The following is a 22,855-nucleotide window of genomic DNA, read 5'->3' as shown; positions in this document are numbered from 1 at the left end:
TAAACAAGAGATACTGCTGGTTAAATACGGGTTGCCCCGATGCCTGTTATGCTAACGGTATGAAGCACTGTTATGGATACACAAAGATACGGTATGATTGCCTGATTATCCGGCCGAAAAAGGTAAATCAGAATATGGACGACAACTTGAGGCAAAAACTTTTGCGTTTGGTTAAGCAGATAGCTGTTGATGAGGGAGTTAACACAACCGCTATCCCCAACGTATTCTGCTACAAAATCTGCCGCCCCCAGGTCACCATGCCTGCGGTGTATCAGCCTTGCCTGTGTATTATTGTGCAAGGCCGTAAGAGCGTGCTGCTTGGCACAGACATGCTCTGTTATGGCGAGTTGGAGTTTCTTATCGCCTCGGTAGATTTGCCTATTCTGGGCACCGTGGTCGAAGCGTCAGAACAGCGGCCGTATTTTGTTATTCAGATCAACATTGATGTCCGGCTGCTTTCTGAGTTGTTGCTGCAAATGGATTATCTGGCTGTAGCCAACAAAACGGCGAAAAGCGGCTTATTTATCGGCCAGGTTGACCGGCAAATGGGTGACAGCCTGCTGCGCTTATTTACACTACTGGAAGAACCTGAGGATATTGCCGTGTTAAGCGAAGCCTTTGTTCGCGAGATGCACTATCGCATGCTGCGTAGCAGCTACGGCAAAGAAATCGCGCAAATTTCGTTAAAAGGCACGCCGACACAACGTATCTCTGTCGCCATTCAAAAATTGCGCCGTGATTATGATCAAACGATAACGATAGAGGAACTGGCGGGCCTTGCTGGTATGAGTGTGTCCTCTTTTCATGTGCATTTTAAATCGGTAACCAATATGAGCCCGTTGCAGTTCCAAAAATCAGTGAGGTTGGTGGAGGCGCGAAGTTTAATGATCTCGCAACAAATGGATGCAGCAAGCACTGCTTACAAAGTCGGCTATGAAAGCCCGTCCCAGTTTAGCCGTGAATATGCCCGTATGTTTGGTTGCCCGCCAGCGCGAGATATTGCCAGAATAAGGCTGTGAACACTTAACGTGTTGAACCCGTAATTACACAGCAAATTTCCTTGCTGCTGTCGGCGCACCCAGCGGATCTGATGCGTTAGCGCCGGTTGCCCTTAGCTCAGTTGCGCAGGGCCGGCATATGGTCTACTCTGTGAAACTCCGCATATTTAACAGTCAGCGTTGTAAATCTTATCTATAATAATTAAATTTCCCCTAAAAACAATAAGTTGAAGGATACATGCATGATGAATAAATTTATAACAGCCAGCATCGCCACTGCGATTTTAATCTTCGGTATGGGCCAGGCAACAGCCGGGGTATACAGTTCAGAGCAGGTTATTGCCAATCAACAGCACCAATACAATAAACAGCAGGTTTTATCTTTTGTCGACAGTGCCGAAGTACAGAACAAGCTGATTGAATTGGGCGTAAACCCTGAAGATGCTAAACAACGTATTGCCGCCATGACTACGGCAGAGCTGGATACGTTAAATAACGAACTTAACGACATGCCGGCAGGTGGCATCGTCGGTGTTATCGTAACCGTGCTGGTAGTAGTAGCCGTGCTGGACCTGATGGGTATTACTGACGTTTATCCGTTTATCCGCCCCATCTGATAAATGTTTTTTATCCGTTCAGTGTTGCAGGCCAGCCTGTTGGCTGGTCTGTTAGTTGTACTAACGGCCTGCCAGACACCACCGCAAACTAAACAGCTCTTGGCTGCGCCGCCTGATATTACGCGCCAACATGTTATTGCCCAGGTACCGTTTTATCCGCAGCAACAGTTTTTCTGTGGCCCGACAACCTTAGCTGAAGTAGCGGGTTTTTATGGTCTGAGTAAAAGCCCTGACGATATTGCGCCAGCTACTTTTATTCCCGGTTTGGATGGCACCTTACAAATTGAGATGGCAGCCGCAACCCGGCAACTGGGGCTGGTGGCTTATGCGCAGCCGCGTGCCACTATGGCGCAGCTACTCAGCCTGGTAGAAGAAGACATCCCGGTGATCGTGCTGCAAAACAACTCCATTGCCTGGTTGCCGCAGTGGCACTATGCCGTGGTAATTGGCTACGACCTTGATGCAGCCGAAGTGGTTCTGCATACCGGCGTAACACAAGCGTACCGGCTTAATTTTGCTACCTTTGAACGCACCTGGCAGCGCGGTAATTATTGGTTGTTAGCCATGCTGCCGCCGGATAAAACCAGTACGCAGTTAGAATCGTTTTTATACACCAGAGCCAGCCAGGATTTACTTAACACCGGCCAGCCTGATGCTGGCCTTGCTGCGCTTAAAAACGCCATCCGGCAATGGCCGGATTACTGGTTACCGTATTTTTTACTGGGTAATCATTATTTCTCTGTAGAGCCGTTAGTTGCTGCGGCCTGGTTTGACAAAGGCCTGGCGATGGCTCAGCAAGAAGTGTCGTATCTGAACAATTATGCCGTGTTGTTAAGTGAACTTGGCTGCTATAGCAAAGCGACAAAGCTGATCAATAGCGCGTTGAAACTGCAGCCGCAGGACAATAACCTGCTGGATAGCCAACAGCAGATTCTGACGGCACAGCAAGCTGGGGCTGATACTGTATCGGAATGCAGGCTCGATGTTGTTAATCAGGCGGCCGTTAAACTGCGTGCCGAGGCAGAGTAAGCTCTCTATTTGGGGATAATATTTTCTATTTTTATAACTTTTAGGAATAAAGTTTGACACTGACTTGAAAGCCTATACACTGGCAACGCTTTATCAGCTTGTTCAATATTTATGCGAAGTCTCGAATGTTACTGCCATTTAGTACCTCCTCCTGTATTCATAAGTTAAAACATCTCTTGTAGCACTCTCGCCTGACATCAGGCGCATTTAATATATTTAGTACAGGTACATATTATGTCTAATACAACTACTGGCACAGTAAAATGGTTTAACGAAGCTAAAGGTTTTGGTTTCATTGAACAGGCCTCAGGCCCAGACGTTTTTGCTCATTTCAGCGAAATCGCAAGCACTGGTTTTAAAACGCTTCAGGAAGGCCAACGCGTACAGTTTACTGTTAGCGCCGGTCAAAAAGGTCCGCAAGCGTCACAAATCTCTGTAATGTAAAGTTGCATTGCATAACCTGAAACAGCACCTTTGTTGTGCGTTTAGGTTAAACACTAAAAAGGCTACGCTACTGCGCTAGCCTTTTTTGTTGGCAGAAATTCAACATCAGCCACTCCAGCCGTCAGCGTTGCAGTAAGCCTGATAAACAGCAATAGCGTGTTTAACTGACTTAGGTTGGTGCAGTGGTCAATTATCTGCTAGGCTAAATCAGTCTGAATAAAACCGTTTTAAGGTCGGTTATGCAAACTGAAACAATTACCTACTTAAAAGAGCACGCCAACACGCTGGAACTGCGCGAAGAGCTACTGATCACTAAAAATGGCAAACCGGCCTTTGTGGTGCAGTCTTATCAGGATTATCAGTTTCAGCAAGACACGCTAGCACTGCTAAAAATGTTGAAGTTGTCGGAAAAGTCATTGCAAGTGGCGGAGCTAAGTCTGGATCAGGCATTTGAGTAGCACTTATACCGTTGTTGCGTCGCCGCTGTTTAAACTATCACAGCAGCGGCTTGCTGCATTTTTAACTGAAAAATACTCCGCCACTCTGACGCAAAATACGCTAATGAATATTAAACAGCGCATTAAGCAGGATCTGGCAACGCATCCCACCTTAGCACCTATCAGCGAACGTTTGCTGGCGCTGGGTATTGCAGATTACCGGCAGTGGCAGGTAGATCAGCATAATCTGTTGTTTTACCGGCTCGATGAACAAAAGCAGCGTATCGAATTATTATTGCTGATGGATAGTCGGCAGAATCTACAAAAGCTGTTGTTTGAGTTGATGCTGCTTGTTTGATACCAATGGTAAAAAGTAGTATGTAGAAATTGGATCTGATCCTTGGCGTTCAGAGTATTAGGGGAGTTGTTCGTCAGTACGCTACCCTAAAGTATTAACTTCAGCTGATGCCAGGCTTTTACGTTGCAATTTTGCCTGATACATGGCGGCATCACCAGCGGCTAAAACGGTATCGAGAGTATCCGGAGGCGTACTGAATACTGCATAACCTATGCTGGCTGACGCTGAAATGCTTTTCCCGTTCAGCTCAATAGTAAATTGCTGAAAGTGGTTTTGCAGCTCGGCTAATTTCGCCGTAATTTCTGCCTGGTTTTTAAAACTCGCCAGCGTGACAAATTCATCGCCACCAATGCGAGCCACGGCATCTGTCATGCGCATTTTTTTACTAAGATAACTGGCAACGGTTTTCAGTGCCGCATCACCAGCGTTATGGCCATAGGTGTCGTTAAGCTGCTTGAATTTATCCATGTCGACATAAAACACGGCCAGTAACGTATCTGATTGGCGTTGCATACTAAGTAGCTGCTGCGCTTTTAAGGTAAAACCCCGTCGGTTCAGAATATTACATAATATATCCATGTTAGCGTCGTTCTCGGCCCGCTCTTTTGCTACCGCAATGCGACCTATACGGCGTGAAACGGCAATGGCCAGCATAAAGCTTTCTACTGCAAAGGCGATAATGAAGCCATAACGTTGCACAAAAGGAATGCTGTCTAATAGCACTATCCTAAACACCATACTAAACAACACAATACTCAAGGCGCTAAACACTAAACTGGCTTCATTTACCCGCCGGAATACTTGCAAAAGCGCCGTGAAAAATATTGCAGCAACCAATATTAAAGTGCCATATCCCATCATAATGGAGCAGACGGCTAACCATGGGTTTTCATTGACAACTAGTCTGCACATGCACGCCAGCAGCACCAGTAATGAAGTAAGTTTAAATAACTGGCTGGTGCGGGGGAAGTCGGTATTAATTTTCAATATTTCGCACATAAACCACGTGGCGCTAACAACAGTCAGGCCAATACTCATTAAGTACGCGGTATGTATTTGTGGCAGTAAGTTGCTTGGTAAATACAGGTACAACTGGCCTTCTTGTAGCAAGATAAAGCCGCTGATACAAAAAATATATACGCTGTAAAGTGTTAGTGCCTTATCTTTGACCTCCAGATTTAAGATAAAGACATACAGCATAAGCGTAAAGCTCAACCCATAAAACAAGCCGATGATGAGGTTATGCTTCTGGCTTGAAAGCATAAAATCCATCGTTGTTTGCCATTGAAATCGCGGGTTGTATTCAAATTTAGAGTTTAGCGCAATCAGAGCAGAGGACTCGCCCTGGTCAATGATAAACGTGACATCACTCGATGGCAGTGGCGGCTTTGCTATACCTGCCTGCTGCCAGCTATAGCTGTTTAAACCATGGCGTTGAAATGAAAACACTCCGCCTCTGCTCAGGTTACAACTAAGCTTAAATTGATTGGTGCCACGATTAAGCCTGATGTCCGATTTTTCTGCCTCTACCAACACAATTGCATCGTGATTGGTATTGTGCTCAACACGCTCAAGTGCGCAGAAATCGGCTGCAGTTGCCTGGCTTGGAGTGTAAAAAGTTAGCAATAAAGCCAGCAGTGCTAACTGAACAAAAACAAAAATTTGCTTGTGAAAAGTCATATTTATCATATCGCCAACACAAAAGCAGGGTAAACAGCATTCATCTCAGCATGCAGCATAGCATTTAATCAAACCTATGGTCGGGTCTGTTTAAAGATGTTGTGTTTAACATGCGTTGGCCATGTTTTAGCGGGTTAACGAAATATTTTTACCAATGGTTGGGTTATAGTGGGCAGCTGTTGTTTGAGTTGATGTTGATTGTTTGACAGCGATAGCTGCTGGCAATTGATGATGTAACGAGAAGAAATGGTGCCCGGGGCCGGACTTGAACCGGCACGCCCTTTCGAGCGAGGGATTTTAAATCCCTTGTGTCTACCGATTTCACCACCCGGGCTGAGTCGTTTGCGGCAAAGCGCTTGGTAAGACGGCGCGCATCTTATGTAACCTTGCCGTAATATGCAAGTGGTTTTCAACACGGATAAAGTTTTTTGCCGTTTAGCCATCTATACTGTTGCAGTTAAAAAATAACCATGCTATTACTATTGGCGTTTTGCTAACCAATGTAACCAACAGAGCAATTAATGAATTTTAACCGTCGCGTTTCTACAATTAGCCTCCTCGTGCTCCTCACCGGCGCGCGGGGTGCTGCTTATTGGTAAAAACGTAACGAACCGATAAAGCTAAAACCCCGTGCCACTGGCCGGGGTTTTTTGCATTTAAGCCCCCGCCACAGGTTGCAACCTAAACCGAGATAACGGAACAGGAAACACAAGATGAGCGGCGACAATAAAATTTGGATCTTTGACACCACCTTGCGCGACGGCGAACAGGCCTTAAGGGCCAGCTTAAGCCAGAAGCAAAAAATTCAACTGGCGCATGCCATAGCCAGGCTGAATGTTGATGTAATGGAAGTAGGCTTTCCGGTATCCAGCCCCGGCGATTTTGACTCAGTACAGCGCATTGCACGGGAAGTAAAAGGCCCGATTATTTGCGGCCTGGCCCGTGCTGTTAGTGCCGATATCGAAGCCTGTGGCGAAGCGTTAAAAGATGCAGAACGGCGCCGTATTCATACCTTTATCGCCACCTCACCGCTGCATTTACAGTATAAATTGCGCAAAACCTTAGCACAGGCCAGTGAACAGGCTGAAGCCTGCATTAAACTGGCGCGGCGCTACACTGACGATGTTGAGTTTTCCTGTGAAGATGCCGGCCGCACGCCAATTGACGATTTATGCTGGATAGTTGAGCGCGCCATCGCCGCCGGGGCTACTACTATTAATATTCCGGATACCGTGGGTTACACCATCCCGAATGAGTTTGCGGCCATTATCAGCGTCTTGCGCAATAAGGTGCCGAATATCGACAAAGCCCGCTTAAGTGTGCACTGCCATAACGATTTAGGCCTGGCGGTAGCCAACAGCATCAGCGCTGTGCAGGCAGGGGCACGGCAAATTGAATGTACGGTAAACGGTATTGGCGAGCGTGCCGGTAACTGTTCGCTGGAAGAGGTGGCGATGATTATCAACACCCGCAAAGACCTATTGGCGCCGTTGTATACCGATATTAAAACTACCGAGATTTACCGCAGCTCTCACTTAGTCAGTCAAATTTGTAATATGCCCATCCAGCCGAACAAGGCGATCGTGGGTGAAAACGCCTTTGCGCACAGCTCGGGCATTCACCAGGACGGCGTATTAAAGGCGCAGAACACCTACGAAATTATGGCACCGGAGCAAGTCGGTATTCGCCAGAACGAGCTGAACTTAACCTCGCGCTCAGGCCGCCATGTTATTTCGCACCGTTTAGCCGAATTAGGCTACAACAACGGCGATTATGACCTGGAAGCGGTATACAAAAGCTTTGTCGCACTGGCCGACCAAAAAGGCCGTGTATTTGACTATGACTTAGAAGCGCTGGTGTTTTTTGAAAACATGCAGGAGCAAAACGATTACTACGCGCTGGAATTTTTAAGCTCGTCTACCCATACCGGCCATGTGGCCAGCGCCACTGTTGGCTTGCGCTGTGGCGATAAAGTTTTTACTGAAGCGGCTACCGGCAATGGCCCGGTTGAAGCGGCGTTTTCTGCCATTGCCCGTATCAGCAAACTGAATATCAAGATGGTTGATTTTAACTTACAGGCCAAAGGCAGTGGCGAAGATGCGCTGGGCCAGGTCGATATTATTGCCGAACATGAAGGCCGTCGTTTTCATGGTGCCGGTTTGGCTACCGACATAGTGCGCAGCTCGGTGCTGGCCTATGTGCATGTGCTGAATATGATCCAGCGCGCCCAGACTATCGATGCGCATAAACACGCCCGTCAGAACACCAACAAGATTGCCGCAGGGGAATAGTAATGAGTACACAGAGCAACAAGCATTATAAAATCGCGGTATTAGCCGGTGACGGCATAGGCCCGGAAGTGATGGCCGAGGCGGAAAAAGTATTACAGGTGGTGGCGGATAAATTCCAGTTCGGTATCACCCTAACACCGGCGTTAGTCGGCGGCGCGGCGATAGATGCCAGCGGTGAGCCTTTGCCTGCGGCGACGTTGGAGTTGTGCAAACAAAGCGATGCCATTTTATTTGGCTCGGTCGGCGGGCCAAAATGGACCGGTTTAGCCCCGGATAAACAGCCTGAGCGCGGCTCGCTATTGCCACTTAGAAAAACCTTCGATTTATTCTGTAATTTGCGCCCGGGCCAGATTTATCCGGCTTTTGCCGATTTATCGCCGTTGCACCCGCGTGTGAGTAGCTTGGGCATGGACGTGTTGTGCGTACGTGAGCTGACCGGCGGTATTTATTTTGGCGAAAAAGGCCGCAGCGACAGCGATGCCTTTGATACCCAGCGCTACAGTGTGCGCGAGATTGAACGTATTGCCAAAGTAGCATTTGAAGCTGCAACAAAACGCAGCAATAAAGTTACCTCGATTGATAAAGCCAATGTGCTGCAAACCAGTATTTTATGGCGCGAAACAGTAGAGCGGGTGGCAAAAGACTACCCCGGTGTCACGCTGGAGCATATGTATATCGATAATGCTGCCATGCAGCTGATCCGCAGCCCGCAGCAGTTTGATGTACTGCTGTGTGACAACCTGTTCGGCGATATTTTATCCGATGAAATCGCCGCTATTGCCGGTTCATTGGGCCTGTTACCATCGGCCAGTTTAAACGGCAACGGCTTTGGCTTATACGAGCCGGCCGGTGGTAGCGCACCGGATATTGCCGGTAAGGGCATTGCCAACCCGATAGCACAAATTTTAAGTGCCGCTTTAATGTTGCGCTACAGCTTTGGCGAAGAAGACGCCGCCCGCGCCATTGAGCAGGCGGTGCAGCACTGTCTGCAGCAGCACATAGTAACGCGCGATATCAATCCGAAATCCACTTATGGCACGGCTGCGGTTGGCGCTGCCATTGTTGCCACTTTGCGCCAGGAGCAAAACTAATGGCCCATGATTCTTCCGCAAAAACGCTATATCAAAAAATCTATGCCAGCCATGTGGTAGGTAAATTAAACCCCAGCACAGACTTACTGTATGTTGATCGGCATTTAATTCATGAGGTTACCTCACCGCAGGCATTTTCCGGTTTAAAGCTGGCTAACCGCAGTGTGCGCCGGCCCGATTTAACCTTTGCTACTATGGACCATAACGTGTCAACGCAGCGCCGCAGCATCGACGCCGCCGGTGATACCTCGCGTAAACAGCTGGAAGCCTTAGCCGCTAACTGCGAAGAAAACCGTATTCCATTGCTGGATTTAACTCATCCAGATCAGGGCATAGTGCATGTGATTGGCCCGGAGCAGGGCTTAACCCAGCCAGGTATGATTATCGTTTGTGGTGATTCACACACCTCTACCCACGGTGCTTTCGGTGCGCTGGCCTTTGGTATTGGTACCTCAGAAGTCGAGCACGTGCTGGCCACGCAAACTCTGCCGCAGCAGCAGGCAAAAACGTTAAAAGTAGAGATAAACGGCGAGTTAAGCGGCCATGTTACGCCAAAAGACGTGATCATGGCGGTAATCGGCAAGCTGGGCACTGCCGGTGGTAATGGTTATGTCGCTGAATTTAGCGGCAGTGCCATCCGCGCTATGAGCATGGAAGGACGCATGACGCTGTGCAATATGAGCATAGAAATGGGCGCCAAGGCCGGGCTGATAGCGCCGGATCAAACCACCTTTGACTATATCAAAGGCAAGGCGCATGCGCCCAAAGCAGAGCATTGGGATGCTGCAGTGGCCTACTGGCAAAGCCTGTATTCTGATGCCGATGCGGTGTTTGACACTGTGGTGGAAATTGATGCCGCCGCTATTACACCGCAAATTACCTGGGGTACTAACCCGGAACAGGTAATGGCAGTGGATCAAAGCGTACCCTCACCAGATAGCTTTACTGATGCTACCAAGCGCGACGCCGCCGAACGGGCGCTGGCTTATATGGGGCTGGAACCCGGCCAAAAGCTGACCGACTGTAAAGTGGATGTGGTGTTTATCGGCAGTTGCACCAATAGCCGGATTGAAGACTTACGCGCGGCCGCCAGTGTGGTGCAGGGCAAGAAAGTCGCTGCCGGTGTGCGCGCTTTAGTGGTTCCGGGCTCGGGCGTGGTAAAACGCCAGGCTGAGGACGAAGGCCTGGCTGTTATTTTTAAAGACGCCGGTTTTGAATGGCGTGAACCCGGCTGCAGTATGTGCCTGGGTATGAACGACGACAGAGTGGAAGCCGGCCAGCGCTGCGCCTCTACCAGCAACCGTAACTTTGAAGGCCGTCAGGGCCGCGGCGCGCGCACCCATCTGGTTAGCCCGGCGATGGCAGCGGCAGCGGCGATTGCCGGTAAGTTTGTTAATATCGCAGCCCAGACTACAGTAACAGCAGCAGGAGAACAGCCATGAGTAAGATATTTGCGCAGGGCCTGGTGTGCCCGCTGGATAAAAACAACGTTGATACCGACCAGATTATCCCAAAGCAGTTTTTAACCAGCGTTAGCCGGGATGGTTTTGCCGAGGCGATGTTTTTCGACTGGCGTTATTTAGCCGATGGCAGCCCAAATCCGGAGTTTGTTGTTAACCGGCCGGAGTATAAAGGTGCCAGTATTTTGCTGACCCGCGCCAATTTTGGTTGTGGCTCCAGCCGCGAACACGCGCCCTGGGCCATCAAACAGTACGGCTTTACCGTGATCATTGCCGAGAGCTTTGCCGATATTTTCTTTAATAACAGTGTTAATAACGCCATGTTATTAATTCAGCTGAGTAAAACCAATATCGACTTGCTGTTTAATCGCTGCCAACAGGGCCCGCAGCAGTGGCAAATTGACCTGGCCAGCCAGGAAATTATGTTCGGTAACAATGCCGCTATGGGCTTTAATATCGACGCAGATATTAAACAGCGGCTGCTATCCGGGCTGGATTTTATCGGCAGCAGCGAGCAGCTAAACCCGCAAATTGCCGACTACGAGCAAAGCCGCAAAGCCAGCCAACCCTGGCTGGGGTAAGAGGCTGGCTACGAAACACCGGCACTGTAAATAAAGTGCCGGTGTACTGCAAAATTTTCACACGGCATGGCTGGTGTACTGATTCCAATCGAGATGGTTTTTAATTAAAAATCAATATAATCATATTGTTAAGTTAATGTTTGCCGTAACTTCAGACTTGGCACTGCCTTTGCGTCCATTACCCCTATTTGCATAAGTTGAAGGGGTAAGCCATGACTAGCACCGTTACTACTATTAACCCATACACCGAACAACCGATTAAAGAATATCAATTACTGGATAAAGAGGCCGCGCAGCAGGCGGTAGACAATGCAGATAAATGCTTCCAAAGCTGGAAGCTTGTCAGTATTAAAGAGCGGGCTGAGTTAGCGCTGAAATTGGCAAAGGTGCTGGAAAGCCAGCAACAGCAGCTAGCACAGTTAATGACTGACGAAATGGGCAAGGTTAGGGCGCAGGGGCTACAAGAAGTGCAGCTTTGTGCTGAAATTTGTCGTTACACGGCGAAGCAGGCAAGTGAAGTATTAGCTGATGAAGAGCGTAGTGCAGAAGACGGTAGGGCGATTATCAGCTACCAGCCAATCGGCGTAATTTTAGGTATTCAGCCGTGGAATTTTCCGCTGTATCAGGTAATTCGCTATAGCATTGCTAACCTGGTGGCGGGTAACACCACCGTATTAAAACATGCTTCAAACGTGTTTGGCATGGCAGAAAAAATTGAGGCCATGTTTATTGAAGCCGGTTTTCCAACGCATTGCTACCAGTCGTTATTAATTGACGGCGATACCGCCACCAGCTTAATCAGACACCCTAAAGTGCAAGGCGTTAGCTTTACCGGCAGCGACGAAGTAGGCAAGTCGGTAGCTGGGGAAGCAGCGAAACTGGCGAAAAAAACCGTACTGGAGCTGGGCAGTAACGACGCTTATCTTATCCTGGACGATGCCGATATTGAGCTGGCAGTAAAAACCTGCGTGAAAGGCCGCATTATTAACAATGGCGAAACGTGCGTAGCGGCAAAGCGCTTTATTGTCACTGAAAAAAATTATGCTGCGTTTAAAAGCGCATTTTCAGCGGCAATGAGCAGCCTGAAAATGGGCGATCCTAACGCTGAAGACACCGATGTTGGGCCGCTGGCAAGAGGTGACTTACGCGACAAGCTGCACCAGCAAGTGACCGAATCTATCGAAGCCGGCGCAACAGTGGTGTGTGGTTGCGAAATTCCTGAGCAAACAGGGTTTTTCTATCCGCCGTCTATTTTAGAAAATGTCAGCCCGCAAATGCCTGCCTACGATGACGAATTATTCGGCCCGGTAGCGTCACTTATTCGGGCAAAAGATGATGCCCAAGCCATGCAAATTGCCAACGACTCCCGTTATGGCTTAGGTGGCGGGATATTTTCTGCCAACGTAGAGCGTGCTGTAGAACTGGCGAAAAAGCATTTTGATACCGGGATGGTAAACATAAATGGCTACGCCCTGGCGCAACCTAATCTGCCTTTTGGTGGCGTAAAAGACAGCGGCTACGGCCGCGAGCATGGCGGCTTTGGCCTGCGCGAATTTGTGAATGTGAAGCTGATTATGGTAGCTAGCAACTAAACGGCTCTTTTATATTGTATTCAACGCCAAGCGCGATAGGGTCGGGCAGTGCTTTTGCCAATTACAAAGCAAGACACAGAACCTGCCCTAACAACCCAGCTGCGATCCAGCGGGCTGGCAGTTAATAAAAACACCTCACGGCATATCTGCCCTGAGGTGTTTTTTTATATTGTTGCCTGTGCAATCTACCTGCTATAAATTAGGGACTTAAGGCAGCGCGGTTTAGAAATGTAACGCACAGCCACCGAGATATAACGCATGCTTGTTTTTTCAGACCGTGAAAGTAGAAATTGAAGATGTGTGATTACTTTCCAACAAATTATCAATTTCTATTTCCTCTATAGGAATTGGCAAAACGAGCATGCTCAAGAATAAAATGTTATGCAAGCCAGATTCTTAAAAGCGAGGCATAGAGATGAAAGTTAAAGAACTAATTGCAAAACTTGAGAAGCTTGAACCTGATTTGGAAATATACGGCTACACGGAGGCTGAATCGCTCGCAAGACCGAATAAGCCGTTTTATGTATTCGACATAGATAGTGTAGATGTGCAAGTTGCCGAGACTTTCAGGGATGAAAATCATTCGCCATGCATCACTTTTGGCGAAAGTAAAAATTCTAGGAAATTAGCATTTCTTAATGTCACTGCAGACTTTTGAATAAAATGCATCAAACAAATATTATCGCCAGCAAAAAGTGCTGGCTGCGACGTCAACCAGCTGCGCGGATTTCCGCGCTAAATTTGGGCGTTGAGCTCGCAACCCAATTTCAGGAGTCTTTGATTTTATGAGAACTACGAACGTTGCCCTGATTGCCGCAACCACCATCATCTTTGGCGTCAATGCTGAGATTGCACCCGAGCAGGAAAGACTCTACAACACAGTAGCCGCGCTGGACACGGCAGTATTTGATGCATTCAACCATTGCGCCGAGTCAGGGCAACTCGACAAGCACGCCAGTTACTTTGCAGAAGACGTTGAGTTCTACCATGACAACGGCGGGGTCACGTGGACTCGTGAAGACATGATCGCGGGCACTCGTAAGAATGTCTGCGGCAAGTTCAGTCGCGAGCTCGTGGCCGGATCCCTGAAGGTTTATCCAATCAAGGGCTTTGGCGCCATTGCACAGGGCTCGCACCGCTTCTGCCAGTTTTCGGGCGGCGCGTGCGAAGGACTGGCTGACTTCACCATGATCTGGCGTGAGCAAAATGGCAAATGGGAGCTTACCCGCGTGCTCAGTTATGGCCACCGGCCTGCAAGCGAGCCCTAATAGTTTATTCAAGCCGAAGCTGCTAGGCGGCTCAGATTAACTAAGGCGTTAGCGCTGAAATCGTCTTGCATTCTAATCGCGACTGACATTTTTAGTTTTTTAAATTAAACGGAATAATGATGATGCTTTGGCATTACTGAAGTGGAATCGAAAAAACTATCCTCAATCTTTGAATGCTCATACAGCCTTAATTAAGGCTTACTTACATTTCAAAATGGCAGAAGATGCCAAAGCAGCATTTAAAGATGCATTGCAGACGTTAAATGAGCTTAGCCCTGAACAAACAGCACAGCTTGAGGCTTTGTTTACTTAGTATGTATTCGAGCTCAGATACGCTAACAAGCAAAGCTAGCCGACGCGCACTGCACAGCTGCTTTGAGCGTTATAGCGCAATTGAAGTACAGCAAGATTCGGGTCGGCAGTAGTCGTTCGGCCTCCTAATATAGCATCTGTTCGGGCATATGCCCTTTTATAGTAAGCAGATCCTAGAGGAGTAACGATGACTATACTTGCCAACAAAGTTGCTATTATTACCGGCGCCAGCACCGGAATTGGTTACGCAACTGCGAAGCTTTTTGCCAGAGAAGGCGCTGCCGTAGTGGTGGCAGCACGGCGACAGCAGGAGCTTGATGACCTTGTGGACTTAATCAACACGGAAGGCGGGCAGGCACTGGCAATAGCCGGTGATGTTGGCGAAGAAGCTTTTGCCAAAGCTTTGGTAGATAAGGCGGTAAGCCACTTTGGTGGATTGGATATCGCTTTTAACAATGCGGCTATCCTGGGTGCTATGGGCCCTGTCCCTGAGATGTCACAAACCAACTGGGATCAGGTTATTGCGACCAACTTAACCAGCGCATTTTTGGGCGCAAAGTACCAACTGCCCGCCATGGCTGCCCGAAAAGGCGGTTCATTAATTTTCACCTCTACCTTCGTTGGTTACACCGCAGGTATGCCAGGCATGGCAGCCTACGCAGCCAGTAAGGCGGGCCTTATTGGGTTGACTCAAGTGCTGGCGTCAGAGCATGGGCCTCAGAATATCCGGGTCAATGCCCTTCTGCCTGGTGGTACTGATACGCCGGCAGGACGTGAGTTTGCTAATACGCCAGAAGCATTGGCATTTGTGCATAATTTACATGCTCTTAAGCGGATGGCGACACCAGATGAAATTGCTCAGTCTGCATTATACTTAGCCTCCGATGCCTCCAGTTTCACCACTGGTACTGCGATGTTGGTAGATGGCGGTGTATCTATAAATCGTGTTTGAGAGGCAGCCTCATGTCAGACTATGACCGAATCGCAAGCGCTATGGCCTATTTGGTCGATAGGGCTGCTGATCAGCCCAGTTTAGAGGAGATAGCCCGCCATGTGCATCTGAGCCCGTATCACTTTCAAAGGCTGTTTTGCCGCTGGGCAGGTACTACGCCGAAGCGCTTTTTACAGGTGCTGACATTGGAGCGGGGTAAAGGATTGCTGGATAATTCCCGCTCCTTGCTTGATGTCTCACATGAGCTTGGGCTAAGCGGCAGTTCAAGGTTGCATGATCACTTTGTGCAACTGGAGGCCGTCACGCCCGGCGAGTATAAAAATCGAGGTAAGGAGGTACAGATCGAGTATGGAGTACATCCTACCCCACTGGGACCTATGTTTGTGGCAGTCACCCGGCGTGGTGTTTGCCGGGCAGAGTTCATGGACTTCAATAGCATGGAGGCGTTGCTGGATGACTTGCATAACGCTTGGCCTCTCAGTTCGATCAGAGAAAGCCTGGCAGCTACGTGCCATGTTATTGATGCCTTTTTTAGCAGTGGCACAGCTTCCAGGCAAGGTCCGTTGTCGCTGCATGTGGCAGGAACAAATTTCCAGATAGCTGTTTGGCGTGCTCTGCTGAAAATACCACCTGGCGCTTTGGCCAGCTATGCCCAGGTAGCCAAGGCCTTGGGTGCCCCCAAGGCTGCAAGGGCGGTTGGTAACGCCATCGGAGCAAATCCGGTGGCTTTACTGATCCCCTGTCACAGGGTTATACAGCAAAGTGGTGCGCTGGGCGGTTATCGTTGGGGGGCCACCAAGAAGCTTATGGTACAAACATGGGAAAGAATGCGTGATGAACCGGTTGCGCTATAACAATACCATGCAACTGACGCTCGTACCTCGCGCGGCCAATGGCGGGCGTTATGTTTGCCTGAAAAGGTGGGTGTATGAAGCCTGCTCCCAACAACATGGCAATACTAACCGGTGTGCTGTTATTTAGCGTGCAGCCTGCGCACTATCTTGGCAATAGTGCTTTTCTGCTGAAATTGTCATTAATTAGTCTGGCTTTAATTAATGTAATGCTGGTGCATTGCCTGCCGTGCTGGCGCGCCCTGCTGGCAGGCCAGCCAGCCACGTTACTGCTGAAACTCAGCGCCTTAATCTCGCTTACTTTATGGCTTGCCATTATCACCGCTGGTCGTTGGATAGCATTTGTCTAACTTAGTGTAAGGTCCCGATTTGCAGCCCGAAAGGCGCTGTACCTCAACCCACTGCGGCAGTAAACTTATCGCACTCAACACTCAACACTCAACACTGGGCAAGGTTAATCATGGCTAAACTATTCTCTTACGGCACCCTGCAGCAAAAAAATGTCCAGCTGGCCAACTTTGGCCGCGAGCTAAGCGGCAGCAAAGATATTCTGCAGGGCTATATTATCGGCGAGGTGGAAATAACCGACGAGCGCGTGCTGCGCGAAAGCGGCAAGGCATTCCACCCGATTTTACGCCTTAGCGGTAATACTGCCGATGAGGTACCCGGCACCGTATTTGAGCTGACCGATGCCGAGCTGGCGCAAGCCGATGATTACGAAGTCGAAGCCTATGTGCGGGTAAAAGCGGTGCTAAAATCCGGTACTGAGTGCTGGATTTATGCTGCGGCTAAGCATGCCTGAACGGCTGAGCTTGCTTGAAGATGTGCGGCGTTGCACCTTGTGCGCGGGGGATTTGCCGCTGGGGCCGAAGCCCATTTTGCAGTGGCACCCGGCGGCACGGATTTTAATTGCTGGCCAGGCGCCGGGGCGAAAGGCGCATGAGGCTGGCGTGCCATTTGCTGATGCCAGTGGCGAGCGTTTGCGGCAATGGCTTGGTTTAACGGCTGAGCAATTTTATAACCCGCAACTGGTGGCAATTTTGCCGATGGGTTTTTGTTTCCCCGGTACCGGCAAAAGTGGCGACTTACCGCCGCGGCCAGAATGCGTCCCTGCCTGGCGTCAGGCACTGCTGCAGCCGTTAAAAAATCTGCAACTGACGATTGTGATTGGCCAGTATGCGCAGGCTTATCACTTACCGACAGCCAAATCCTCGGTAACCGACACCGTGGCGTTCTGGCAGAATTACTGGCCAGACATCATCCCGCTGCCACACCCAAGCCCACGCAATAATATCTGGTTGAAACGCAACCCCTGGTTTGCCGAGCAGCTGTTGCCAAAGCTACAGGCCCGGGTTAAACAGGTGTTGTTACTGAAACAGCAATAGCAATAGCAATAGCAATAGCAATAGCCTTGCCAGGCTAATCGGCGTACTGTGCTTAGTAAGCGATAATAACATTATGTTAATAAGCAGAGTTACCTGAGGACTGGCGGATGGATCTGAAAAGCGGTTACCCGTTCTGGGCCATCAAAAATGGCCTGATGTGTGCTTTTCCGCAACTACAGGCGGATATCAGTTGCGACGTGGTTGTGGTCGGCGGTGGTATAACCGGCTCACTGATCGCTGATGAGCTGACAACGCATGGTTTTGACGTCGTAGTGGTAGAGCAGCGCGATATTGGCTGGGGCAGCTCTGCGGCAAGTACGGCCCTGTTACAGTATGAAATTGATACCCATATGGTCGATTTAGCCACAATGTACGGCGAAACCCAGGCCGTGCTGGCTTATAAGGCGTGCGCGGCGGCAATTACAGATATCGGTAAGCTGGCGAATGAGCTGGGCGACGTCGACTTTAGCATGCAGCACAGCCTTTATTACGCCAGTAAACGCAGTGATAAAACAGCATTACGTGAGGAATATCTGCTGCGTAAAAAGCATCAGTTTGCTATGCAGTGGCTGGATGCAGCGGGTGTAAAAGAGCAATTTGGTATCAAAGCGCCGTGCGCTATTCTCAGTAAGCTGGCTGGTTGTATTGATCCGTACCGGATGGCGTCCCGGTTATTGCTGCGCCTGACAGAACGTGGTGGCAGGGTGTTTGACCGCACGGTCATCGCCAGCATTAAGCCCACTGCGAACAAGGTTACTTTGCGCACTGCTGAAGGGCATCAGATCCACACTAAACACCTAGTAATGGCGGCAGGTTACGCTTCGCAAAAATGGCTGAAGCAGTCGGTAGCGAAAAATCGCAGCAGCTATGCATTTATAACCGATCCTATGGCGGCAGAAGATCTGGGGTGGCTAGCGTCAACTATGGCATGGGAATCGGCCCGGCCGTATCTTTATATGCGTACCACCGGTGATAACCGCTTGCTGGTAGGCGGCGATGACGATGATACCGATATACCGGCGCGCCGTGATAAAAGGGTTGAAAGCAAAGCCAAAGGGCTGGTTAAAAAAGTAGAAAAGCTGCTGCCAGAACTGACATTACGGCCGGCATTTTCCTGGGGCGGCACCTTTGCCGAAACTGTAGATGGCCTGCCGTTTTTTGGTGAACACCCACAATGGGGCCCAAGGGTATTGTTTGCTATGGCTTATGGTGGCAATGGTATTAGTTACAGCATGATAGGGGCTGGTTTACTGCGCGCCACTCTTGAAGGCCGCAGCCATCCATTGGCACCGTTGTTTGGTTTCTCACGGCTAGATTAGTTTTGCATTAAGCAGAATAAATAACCGGGCTCGGTCAATATTACTTTTCAAGCCCGGATTGTGTCTGCGCCTTCGTGCAAATGTGCGAAATTAATTGGCAATCAGCTGCAGATTAGCGTGTTCAATAATGGCTTCTGGTGTTTCCAGGCCAGGTATGGGTTCACCGGTAGCCAGTTTTTCAAACTGCAGTGGCTCGGCAAAGTTAAACGTAAGTTTGAGCTTTTCCGGGTTATTAACAAAGGCGGTCAGGCTGTCTTTCATTGGCTGTGGCAGCGGTTCCAGCATAGAAATATTCAGCAGCGCCATGCCCTGTATGGTTTTCAGATCCGGTGCCTGGCCTTGTTCGGCCGCCATGGCAACAGCGCGTTCAATAAAACCTTTGTTTTCAATAGTAATATTGCCACTGCTTAAGGCACCGGTAGCCAGTTTGCCCATTACCTGCTGTACATAGTCTTCGCTGACGGTAAGCGCTTGTTGTTGCTCTGGTGACATGGCGCTGAACTCTTTAGCGTATTGCCAGAATTGCTGCATTTGCGCCAGAGTAAAGTCATAGCTCAGGCTAAATTCGTCATTAACGCGGGTTTGCTGGCTGAATAACAGCTGGCCGTCGGCCTGATATTCGTAGCTGTAATCACCGTGCAGCGCCAGGCTTTGCACAAAGGCGCTGATGTGAGGCGGCAGCAATTGCAGTACGGCAGGGGCGGCTTTAATACCGGTTATTTGCATACTGGCTTTGTCGGCCAGGCTTTGTGGCTTAACACCTTTGGCAGTAATAAGCTCGATGGTGGCAACCTGGCCCAGTTCAGCCATGGTGACATCCAGGCCACTGATGCTATAGCTTGAGGTAAGTACGTTGGCCGACACATCTTTATAAGCCAATGAGAATTGTGGGATTTCGCCGTTGCCGGCAAGGTCGCGGTAGCTTTGGTTTGCCTGTTCAATCTGCTGTTTAATGGCGTCTTCCGCCAGCGTATTGGCATAATACAATCCGCCACCTGCGGCTACAGCTACCACAACCAACGCTATCACTGACTTGTTCATACTAATCCTTTAAAAAGTGTGTTAAAAAAACGGTAAAATGTTAACACAAATAGCATTGGCCGAACAGTAAAGCTGGCGGCTTTTTTATCGCTATGCCACCTATTTACGCTGTTGCCAAAGCCTGTTACTTTGGCCGCTGAAACAGCCTGGGGGCAGATATGGAAAGCTATTTTCACTGGTTTGATTTACTTGGCATTGCGGTGTTTGCTATTTCCGGCACTTTAGCAGCATGGCGCAACCAGATGGACGGCTTTGGCGTGATAGTGCTGGCCAGCGTGACTGCTATTGGTGGCGGTACCTTGCGCGATGTGATTCTGGATACCCCGGTGATCTGGATTAACAATAACAGCTATTTTTACGCCATTTTTATCGCTGTTGTGGCCACTATTTTACTGGTGCGCAACCGTTTAACCATTCCGCATAATACCCTGCAACTGTTTGATGCGCTGGGGTTGGCATTCTTCGTTATTATGGGTACGCAAAAGGCGCTGGATCACGGCACTTCCACCATGGTAGCAATATTGCTGGGTACCATGAGCGGTGTCTGTGGTGGCATGATCCGCGATGTGCTGTGCCGTGAGGTGCCGATGGTGTTTCGTGGCGAGCTTTATGCAGTAACCTGCATTTTTGGCGGCGTGGTATACACCGTCTTACTGGCATTGGGTGTAGCACAATTGCCTGCTATGGTAACGGGTATGGCAGCACTGTTACTGCTGCGCTTAGCGGCAATGAAATGGCAGTTAACGATACCGGTATTTAGTAAGCATCATAACGAGCTAAACGAGCCTTAATTCGCTGATTTTGTCAGCTTAACGGCACTTGCGGTAGCTGCGCTCGGGCCGACCGATGGCGCCGTAATTTTGGTCGACCATCAGCTCTGTGCTTTCCAGCAAATATTCCAGATAGCGCCGCGCGGTAGAGCGGCTGATGCCCAGCTGCTCGCCGATACGCTGGGCGGTATAGGCTTGCTCGGGGGTTGCATTGAACACCTGCCGTACTTTTTGCAGTGTCAGGCCATCAACGCCTTTGGGCAGGCGCCCGTTCGCATTGTCTTTACCGCTATCAGCAGGGTTTAAAAACAGCGCATCTACCATAGATTGGGTCACTTCCTGCGCGGCAGACAGATGCTGTTGTTTTTCTTCAAACCGGCTTAATGCCTGGTCCAGCCTGGACAACATTATCGGTTTAACCAGAAAGTCACAAACGCCCAGTTGCATGGCTTTTTCCAGCACCTGTACTTCTTTGGCGGCGGTTAACAGCATAATTTCGCTGTTGGTATCGCGGGCGCGCAGCTCCGACAGCAAGGTAAGGCCGCTGCCATCGGGCAGGTAGACATCCAGCAGGATCAGCGCTGGGTTTAGTGCCGACAACACCGAGCGGGCCGTGGCCAGATCGCTGGCAATGCCCAATACCTGATAACGCGGTGCGTTAGCGCGCCTTTTATCCGGCGACAGTAAATACTGCGCCAGTAATTGCGCTACTTCTATTTCATCTTCCACTATCACAACGCTGTAGGTCATGCGTTTTGCCTGCCGTGTTTGGGGATAAACACACTGAGCCTGGCACCGCCAAGATCAGACTTACCCACTTCCAGCGTGCCGTGGCAGGCGTCAAGATGGGTTTTTACCAGATACATACCGATACCGTGCCGGGCGTCGTTTTTTGAACTGTACTGCGGTGTAAAAATAGTGTCCAGATCGGCAGCCAGGCCAAAGCCGCTGTCTTCGACATCAAATATCAGGTTCGTACCGACATCATCCAGCGTTACCCGCACCGCCGGTGCCCGAAAGCGTACCGCATGTTGCGCTGCTTCCAGTGCGTTGTCGATCAGGTTACCCAGTATAGACACCAGCTCCGGCATATCTTTACGCTCTATCGGCGCTAACTGGCTGTCGCTGCTGACTTCAAAGCGGATATTCATCTCACGGGCTTTATGGTGTTTACCCAATAATAAACCGGCGACCAGCGGCTCGCTGATATGCTCAAGCAGGTTATGAATTTGCGCCTGAAAGCCCTGCGACTCCTGGCCAATCAGCTCTATGGCTTTATCGTACGCGCCCATCTGGATTAATGCACCCAGAGTGTTGAGCTTATTGGCGTAGTCGTGGGTTTGCACCCGCAGCAGCTCGGCGAATTCCTGTAACTTGGCCAGTTGCTGGCTGAGGTATTCCAGCTCATCCACCGGGCGCATGCTTAGCAGCACACCGTCGGTTTGGCCCTGTACCTGTAACACCGAGCGGCCCATAACAATGCGTTTGCCGGCAGCAAATAACTCGAAGCCGCGAATCGGCAGGTGCTGATCGGCCAGCAAATAAGCGCTGTGGTCGGGCAGGACTTCATGCAGGCTGAGTTTGCCGTTATGCCGCGCCGGCGCCAGCTCGAGTATTTCGCAGGCGCGCTGGTTCAGCTTACGGATGCGGCCGTCAGGGTCTACGGCAATAATGCCGGAGCGTACGGTGTTTAAAATAGCTTCCTGTTCGGCAAATAAGCGGCCGATTTCATCCGGTTGCAGGCCAAAAATAGCATGGCGCACCCGGCGGCTGATCCAGATAGAACTAAATATACTTAATGCCACCAGCAGTAAGCCCAGCAGCAGTAACTGCAAGCCGTGGCTGTACAGTAAAGGCCGGATAGATTGCTCTAAATAGCCTACCGACACTAAACCAATAATAGCGCCGCTATCGCTTAGCACCGGCACCTTGCCGCGGATAGATAAGCCTAAACTGCCAATAGCTTCAGAGATATAACGCTCACCGCTGAGCGCACGCTGGCTGTCATCGCCGACCATCGGCAGGCCAATTTTACTGCTGTCAGGGTGCACCAGCCGCAGCTGGGCAGTATCGCCAATGACAATAAAGTCGGCGCCGGTATGCTGGCGCAATTGTTCTACAGTATTAAGCAGGTTGGCATCTGCCCGTTGTTGCAGCAGGGCGTGTTGCACATCGGGCCGGTTGGCCACGGCGTTGGCCAGTGTTAACGCCCGCTCACCGGTTTGCTGGTGCAGGTTCTCTGCCAGCAGCGCATACACTATGCTGCCAAATACCAGCAACTGCAGCAGGCACAGGCCGGTAACCCAGAGAATTAACCTTGTTTCGAGCTTTTTAGGTCGTTTCATACTGCTCCCGCCGCATATTCGTACTTAGCTCAGA

At 49.8% G+C, this 22,855-nt stretch carries 25 protein-coding genes and 1 tRNA gene; 21 read left to right on the top strand and 5 right to left on the bottom strand.

Translation table 11 applies throughout. The features are described 5' to 3' along the window. The first annotated feature begins 146 nt into the window (after window positions 1–146). The 6 genes from MJX74_RS01630 (at window position 147) to MJX74_RS01605 (ending at window position 3,883) form a co-directional block, all read left to right on the top strand. Window positions 147–1,019, top strand: a complete 873-nt coding sequence (locus MJX74_RS01630; RefSeq protein ID WP_240220291.1) for an AraC family transcriptional regulator — start codon at window positions 147–149, stop codon at window positions 1,017–1,019. Between the two features lie 221 nt (window positions 1,020–1,240). Beyond that, window positions 1,241–1,615: a PA2779 family protein gene (locus MJX74_RS01625; protein WP_240220289.1), complete on the top strand. Its 375-nt coding sequence runs from the start codon at window positions 1,241–1,243 to the stop codon at window positions 1,613–1,615. Between the two features lie 39 nt (window positions 1,616–1,654). Continuing rightward, a complete protein-coding gene (locus MJX74_RS01620) occupies window positions 1,655–2,644 on the top strand; it encodes a PA2778 family cysteine peptidase (RefSeq protein ID WP_240220287.1) in 990 nt (329 codons plus the stop codon). A 234-nt stretch (window positions 2,645–2,878) separates the two neighbouring features. Beyond that, window positions 2,879–3,088 (top strand): cold-shock protein, encoded by a 210-nt coding sequence (locus MJX74_RS01615; RefSeq protein WP_068236331.1) that lies wholly within the window; start codon window positions 2,879–2,881, stop codon window positions 3,086–3,088. Between the two features lie 239 nt (window positions 3,089–3,327). After that, window positions 3,328–3,546, top strand: coding sequence for a type II toxin-antitoxin system Phd/YefM family antitoxin (locus MJX74_RS01610; protein ID WP_068236328.1), 219 nt, complete (start codon window positions 3,328–3,330; stop codon window positions 3,544–3,546). Further along, a complete protein-coding gene (locus tag MJX74_RS01605) occupies window positions 3,539–3,883 on the top strand; it encodes a hypothetical protein (RefSeq protein ID WP_068236326.1) in 345 nt (114 codons plus the stop codon). The genes MJX74_RS01610 and MJX74_RS01605 overlap by 8 nt, the downstream gene beginning before the upstream one ends. Before the next feature lie 81 nt (window positions 3,884–3,964). On the opposite strand, the gene MJX74_RS01600 is transcribed toward MJX74_RS01605, so the two are convergent. Together MJX74_RS01600 and MJX74_RS01595 are read right to left on the bottom strand one after the other, a co-directional pair. Then, the gene (locus MJX74_RS01600; RefSeq protein WP_240220286.1) at window positions 3,965–5,563 is read right to left on the bottom strand and encodes a sensor domain-containing diguanylate cyclase; all 1,599 of its coding nucleotides are present in this window, start codon (window positions 5,561–5,563) and stop codon (window positions 3,965–3,967) included. A gap of 247 nt (window positions 5,564–5,810) precedes the next feature. Beyond that, window positions 5,811–5,897: transfer RNA gene (locus MJX74_RS01595), tRNA-Leu, on the bottom strand. A gap of 379 nt (window positions 5,898–6,276) precedes the next feature. Here MJX74_RS01595 and leuA point away from each other — a divergent pair. The 14 genes from leuA to MJX74_RS01525 all read left to right on the top strand — a co-directional run bounded on the left by leuA (window position 6,277) and on the right by MJX74_RS01525 (window position 18,665). Next, the gene (gene leuA, locus MJX74_RS01590) at window positions 6,277–7,854 is read left to right on the top strand and encodes a 2-isopropylmalate synthase (RefSeq protein WP_240220284.1); all 1,578 of its coding nucleotides are present in this window, start codon (window positions 6,277–6,279) and stop codon (window positions 7,852–7,854) included. A 2-nt stretch (window positions 7,855–7,856) separates the two neighbouring features. Next, a complete protein-coding gene (leuB, locus tag MJX74_RS01585) occupies window positions 7,857–8,945 on the top strand; it encodes a 3-isopropylmalate dehydrogenase (RefSeq protein ID WP_240220283.1) in 1,089 nt (362 codons plus the stop codon). Next, window positions 8,945–10,387, top strand: a complete 1,443-nt coding sequence (leuC, locus tag MJX74_RS01580) for a 3-isopropylmalate dehydratase large subunit (protein ID WP_240220282.1) — start codon at window positions 8,945–8,947, stop codon at window positions 10,385–10,387. Before leuB ends, leuC begins: the two co-directional genes overlap by 1 nt. After that, window positions 10,384–10,986, top strand: a complete 603-nt coding sequence (gene leuD / locus MJX74_RS01575) for a 3-isopropylmalate dehydratase small subunit (RefSeq protein WP_240220280.1) — start codon at window positions 10,384–10,386, stop codon at window positions 10,984–10,986. Before leuC ends, leuD begins: the two co-directional genes overlap by 4 nt. Before the next feature lie 212 nt (window positions 10,987–11,198). Continuing rightward, window positions 11,199–12,578: an NAD-dependent succinate-semialdehyde dehydrogenase gene (locus MJX74_RS01570; RefSeq protein ID WP_240220278.1), complete on the top strand. Its 1,380-nt coding sequence runs from the start codon at window positions 11,199–11,201 to the stop codon at window positions 12,576–12,578. A 415-nt stretch (window positions 12,579–12,993) separates the two neighbouring features. Next, entirely contained in the window at window positions 12,994–13,236 is a 243-nt protein-coding gene (locus tag MJX74_RS01565) for a hypothetical protein (protein ID WP_240220276.1), read from the top strand. Between the two features lie 127 nt (window positions 13,237–13,363). Then, entirely contained in the window at window positions 13,364–13,846 is a 483-nt protein-coding gene (locus tag MJX74_RS01560) for a nuclear transport factor 2 family protein (RefSeq protein ID WP_240220274.1), read from the top strand. A gap of 127 nt (window positions 13,847–13,973) precedes the next feature. Next, a complete protein-coding gene (locus MJX74_RS01555) occupies window positions 13,974–14,159 on the top strand; it encodes a hypothetical protein (protein ID WP_240220271.1) in 186 nt (61 codons plus the stop codon). Window positions 14,160–14,345: 186 nt separating this feature from the next. Continuing rightward, on the top strand, window positions 14,346–15,110 hold the full coding sequence (locus MJX74_RS01550; RefSeq protein ID WP_240220268.1) for an SDR family oxidoreductase: 765 nt from the start codon (window positions 14,346–14,348) through the stop codon (window positions 15,108–15,110). Window positions 15,111–15,121: 11 nt separating this feature from the next. Beyond that, complete coding sequence (locus MJX74_RS01545) at window positions 15,122–15,964, top strand: bifunctional transcriptional activator/DNA repair enzyme AdaA (protein WP_240220265.1); 843 nt, start codon at window positions 15,122–15,124, stop codon at window positions 15,962–15,964. 74 nt (window positions 15,965–16,038) lie between these two features. Further along, window positions 16,039–16,311 (top strand): hypothetical protein, encoded by a 273-nt coding sequence (locus tag MJX74_RS01540; RefSeq protein ID WP_240220262.1) that lies wholly within the window; start codon window positions 16,039–16,041, stop codon window positions 16,309–16,311. Between the two features lie 110 nt (window positions 16,312–16,421). Then, window positions 16,422–16,763: a gamma-glutamylcyclotransferase family protein gene (locus MJX74_RS01535; RefSeq protein WP_240220260.1), complete on the top strand. Its 342-nt coding sequence runs from the start codon at window positions 16,422–16,424 to the stop codon at window positions 16,761–16,763. Further along, window positions 16,756–17,346: a uracil-DNA glycosylase family protein gene (locus MJX74_RS01530; RefSeq protein WP_240220259.1), complete on the top strand. Its 591-nt coding sequence runs from the start codon at window positions 16,756–16,758 to the stop codon at window positions 17,344–17,346. The genes MJX74_RS01535 and MJX74_RS01530 overlap by 8 nt, the downstream gene beginning before the upstream one ends. A gap of 107 nt (window positions 17,347–17,453) precedes the next feature. Then, window positions 17,454–18,665: an NAD(P)/FAD-dependent oxidoreductase gene (locus tag MJX74_RS01525; RefSeq protein WP_240220257.1), complete on the top strand. Its 1,212-nt coding sequence runs from the start codon at window positions 17,454–17,456 to the stop codon at window positions 18,663–18,665. A 90-nt stretch (window positions 18,666–18,755) separates the two neighbouring features. Here MJX74_RS01525 and MJX74_RS01520 read toward each other — a convergent pair whose 3' ends face one another. Next, window positions 18,756–19,706 (bottom strand): hypothetical protein, encoded by a 951-nt coding sequence (locus MJX74_RS01520; RefSeq protein WP_240220255.1) that lies wholly within the window; start codon window positions 19,704–19,706, stop codon window positions 18,756–18,758. A gap of 158 nt (window positions 19,707–19,864) precedes the next feature. Here MJX74_RS01520 and MJX74_RS01515 point away from each other — a divergent pair, with 158 nt between their 5' ends. Further along, window positions 19,865–20,497, top strand: a complete 633-nt coding sequence (locus MJX74_RS01515) for a trimeric intracellular cation channel family protein (RefSeq protein WP_240220253.1) — start codon at window positions 19,865–19,867, stop codon at window positions 20,495–20,497. Window positions 20,498–20,515: 18 nt separating this feature from the next. Here MJX74_RS01515 and MJX74_RS01510 read toward each other — a convergent pair whose 3' ends face one another. Then, entirely contained in the window at window positions 20,516–21,226 is a 711-nt protein-coding gene (locus tag MJX74_RS01510; RefSeq protein ID WP_240220250.1) for a response regulator, read from the bottom strand. After that, window positions 21,223–22,821, bottom strand: coding sequence for a sensor histidine kinase (locus MJX74_RS01505; protein ID WP_240220248.1), 1,599 nt, complete (start codon window positions 22,819–22,821; stop codon window positions 21,223–21,225). Before MJX74_RS01505 ends, MJX74_RS01510 begins: the two co-directional genes overlap by 4 nt. Between the last annotated feature and the right edge of the window lie 34 nt (window positions 22,822–22,855).

This window comes from Rheinheimera hassiensis, assembly GCF_022436675.1.
In the GTDB taxonomy this organism is placed as follows: Bacteria; Pseudomonadota; Gammaproteobacteria; order Enterobacterales; family Alteromonadaceae; genus Alishewanella; species Alishewanella hassiensis.
This window is presented reverse-complemented; position numbering and strand designations above follow the sequence as displayed.

Excerpts from the sequence above, each read along its gene's own strand:
- MJX74_RS01565 (WP_240220276.1), top strand. The coding sequence starts at position 12,994 with ATGAAAGTTAAAGAACTAATTGCAAAACTTGAGAAGCTTGAACCTGAT.
- MJX74_RS01545 (WP_240220265.1), top strand. The coding sequence starts at position 15,122 with ATGTCAGACTATGACCGAATCGCAAGCGCTATGGCCTATTTGGTCGAT.
- MJX74_RS01540 (WP_240220262.1), top strand. The coding sequence starts at position 16,039 with ATGAAGCCTGCTCCCAACAACATGGCAATACTAACCGGTGTGCTGTTA.
- MJX74_RS01550 (WP_240220268.1), top strand. The coding sequence starts at position 14,346 with ATGACTATACTTGCCAACAAAGTTGCTATTATTACCGGCGCCAGCACC.
- MJX74_RS01560 (WP_240220274.1), top strand. The coding sequence starts at position 13,364 with ATGAGAACTACGAACGTTGCCCTGATTGCCGCAACCACCATCATCTTT.
- MJX74_RS01530 (WP_240220259.1), top strand. The coding sequence starts at position 16,756 with ATGCCTGAACGGCTGAGCTTGCTTGAAGATGTGCGGCGTTGCACCTTG.
- leuB (WP_240220283.1), top strand. The coding sequence starts at position 7,857 with ATGAGTACACAGAGCAACAAGCATTATAAAATCGCGGTATTAGCCGGT.
- MJX74_RS01505 (WP_240220248.1), bottom strand. The coding sequence starts at position 22,821 with ATGAAACGACCTAAAAAGCTCGAAACAAGGTTAATTCTCTGGGTTACC.
- MJX74_RS01610 (WP_068236328.1), top strand. The coding sequence starts at position 3,328 with ATGCAAACTGAAACAATTACCTACTTAAAAGAGCACGCCAACACGCTG.
- leuD (WP_240220280.1), top strand. The coding sequence starts at position 10,384 with ATGAGTAAGATATTTGCGCAGGGCCTGGTGTGCCCGCTGGATAAAAAC.
- leuC (WP_240220282.1), top strand. The coding sequence starts at position 8,945 with ATGGCCCATGATTCTTCCGCAAAAACGCTATATCAAAAAATCTATGCC.
- MJX74_RS01625 (WP_240220289.1), top strand. The coding sequence starts at position 1,241 with ATGATGAATAAATTTATAACAGCCAGCATCGCCACTGCGATTTTAATC.
- MJX74_RS01510 (WP_240220250.1), bottom strand. The coding sequence starts at position 21,226 with ATGACCTACAGCGTTGTGATAGTGGAAGATGAAATAGAAGTAGCGCAA.
- MJX74_RS01515 (WP_240220253.1), top strand. The coding sequence starts at position 19,865 with ATGGAAAGCTATTTTCACTGGTTTGATTTACTTGGCATTGCGGTGTTT.
- MJX74_RS01600 (WP_240220286.1), bottom strand. The coding sequence starts at position 5,563 with ATGACTTTTCACAAGCAAATTTTTGTTTTTGTTCAGTTAGCACTGCTG.
- leuA (WP_240220284.1), top strand. The coding sequence starts at position 6,277 with ATGAGCGGCGACAATAAAATTTGGATCTTTGACACCACCTTGCGCGAC.
- MJX74_RS01520 (WP_240220255.1), bottom strand. The coding sequence starts at position 19,706 with ATGAACAAGTCAGTGATAGCGTTGGTTGTGGTAGCTGTAGCCGCAGGT.
- MJX74_RS01525 (WP_240220257.1), top strand. The coding sequence starts at position 17,454 with ATGGATCTGAAAAGCGGTTACCCGTTCTGGGCCATCAAAAATGGCCTG.
- MJX74_RS01570 (WP_240220278.1), top strand. The coding sequence starts at position 11,199 with ATGACTAGCACCGTTACTACTATTAACCCATACACCGAACAACCGATT.
- MJX74_RS01615 (WP_068236331.1), top strand. The coding sequence starts at position 2,879 with ATGTCTAATACAACTACTGGCACAGTAAAATGGTTTAACGAAGCTAAA.
- MJX74_RS01535 (WP_240220260.1), top strand. The coding sequence starts at position 16,422 with ATGGCTAAACTATTCTCTTACGGCACCCTGCAGCAAAAAAATGTCCAG.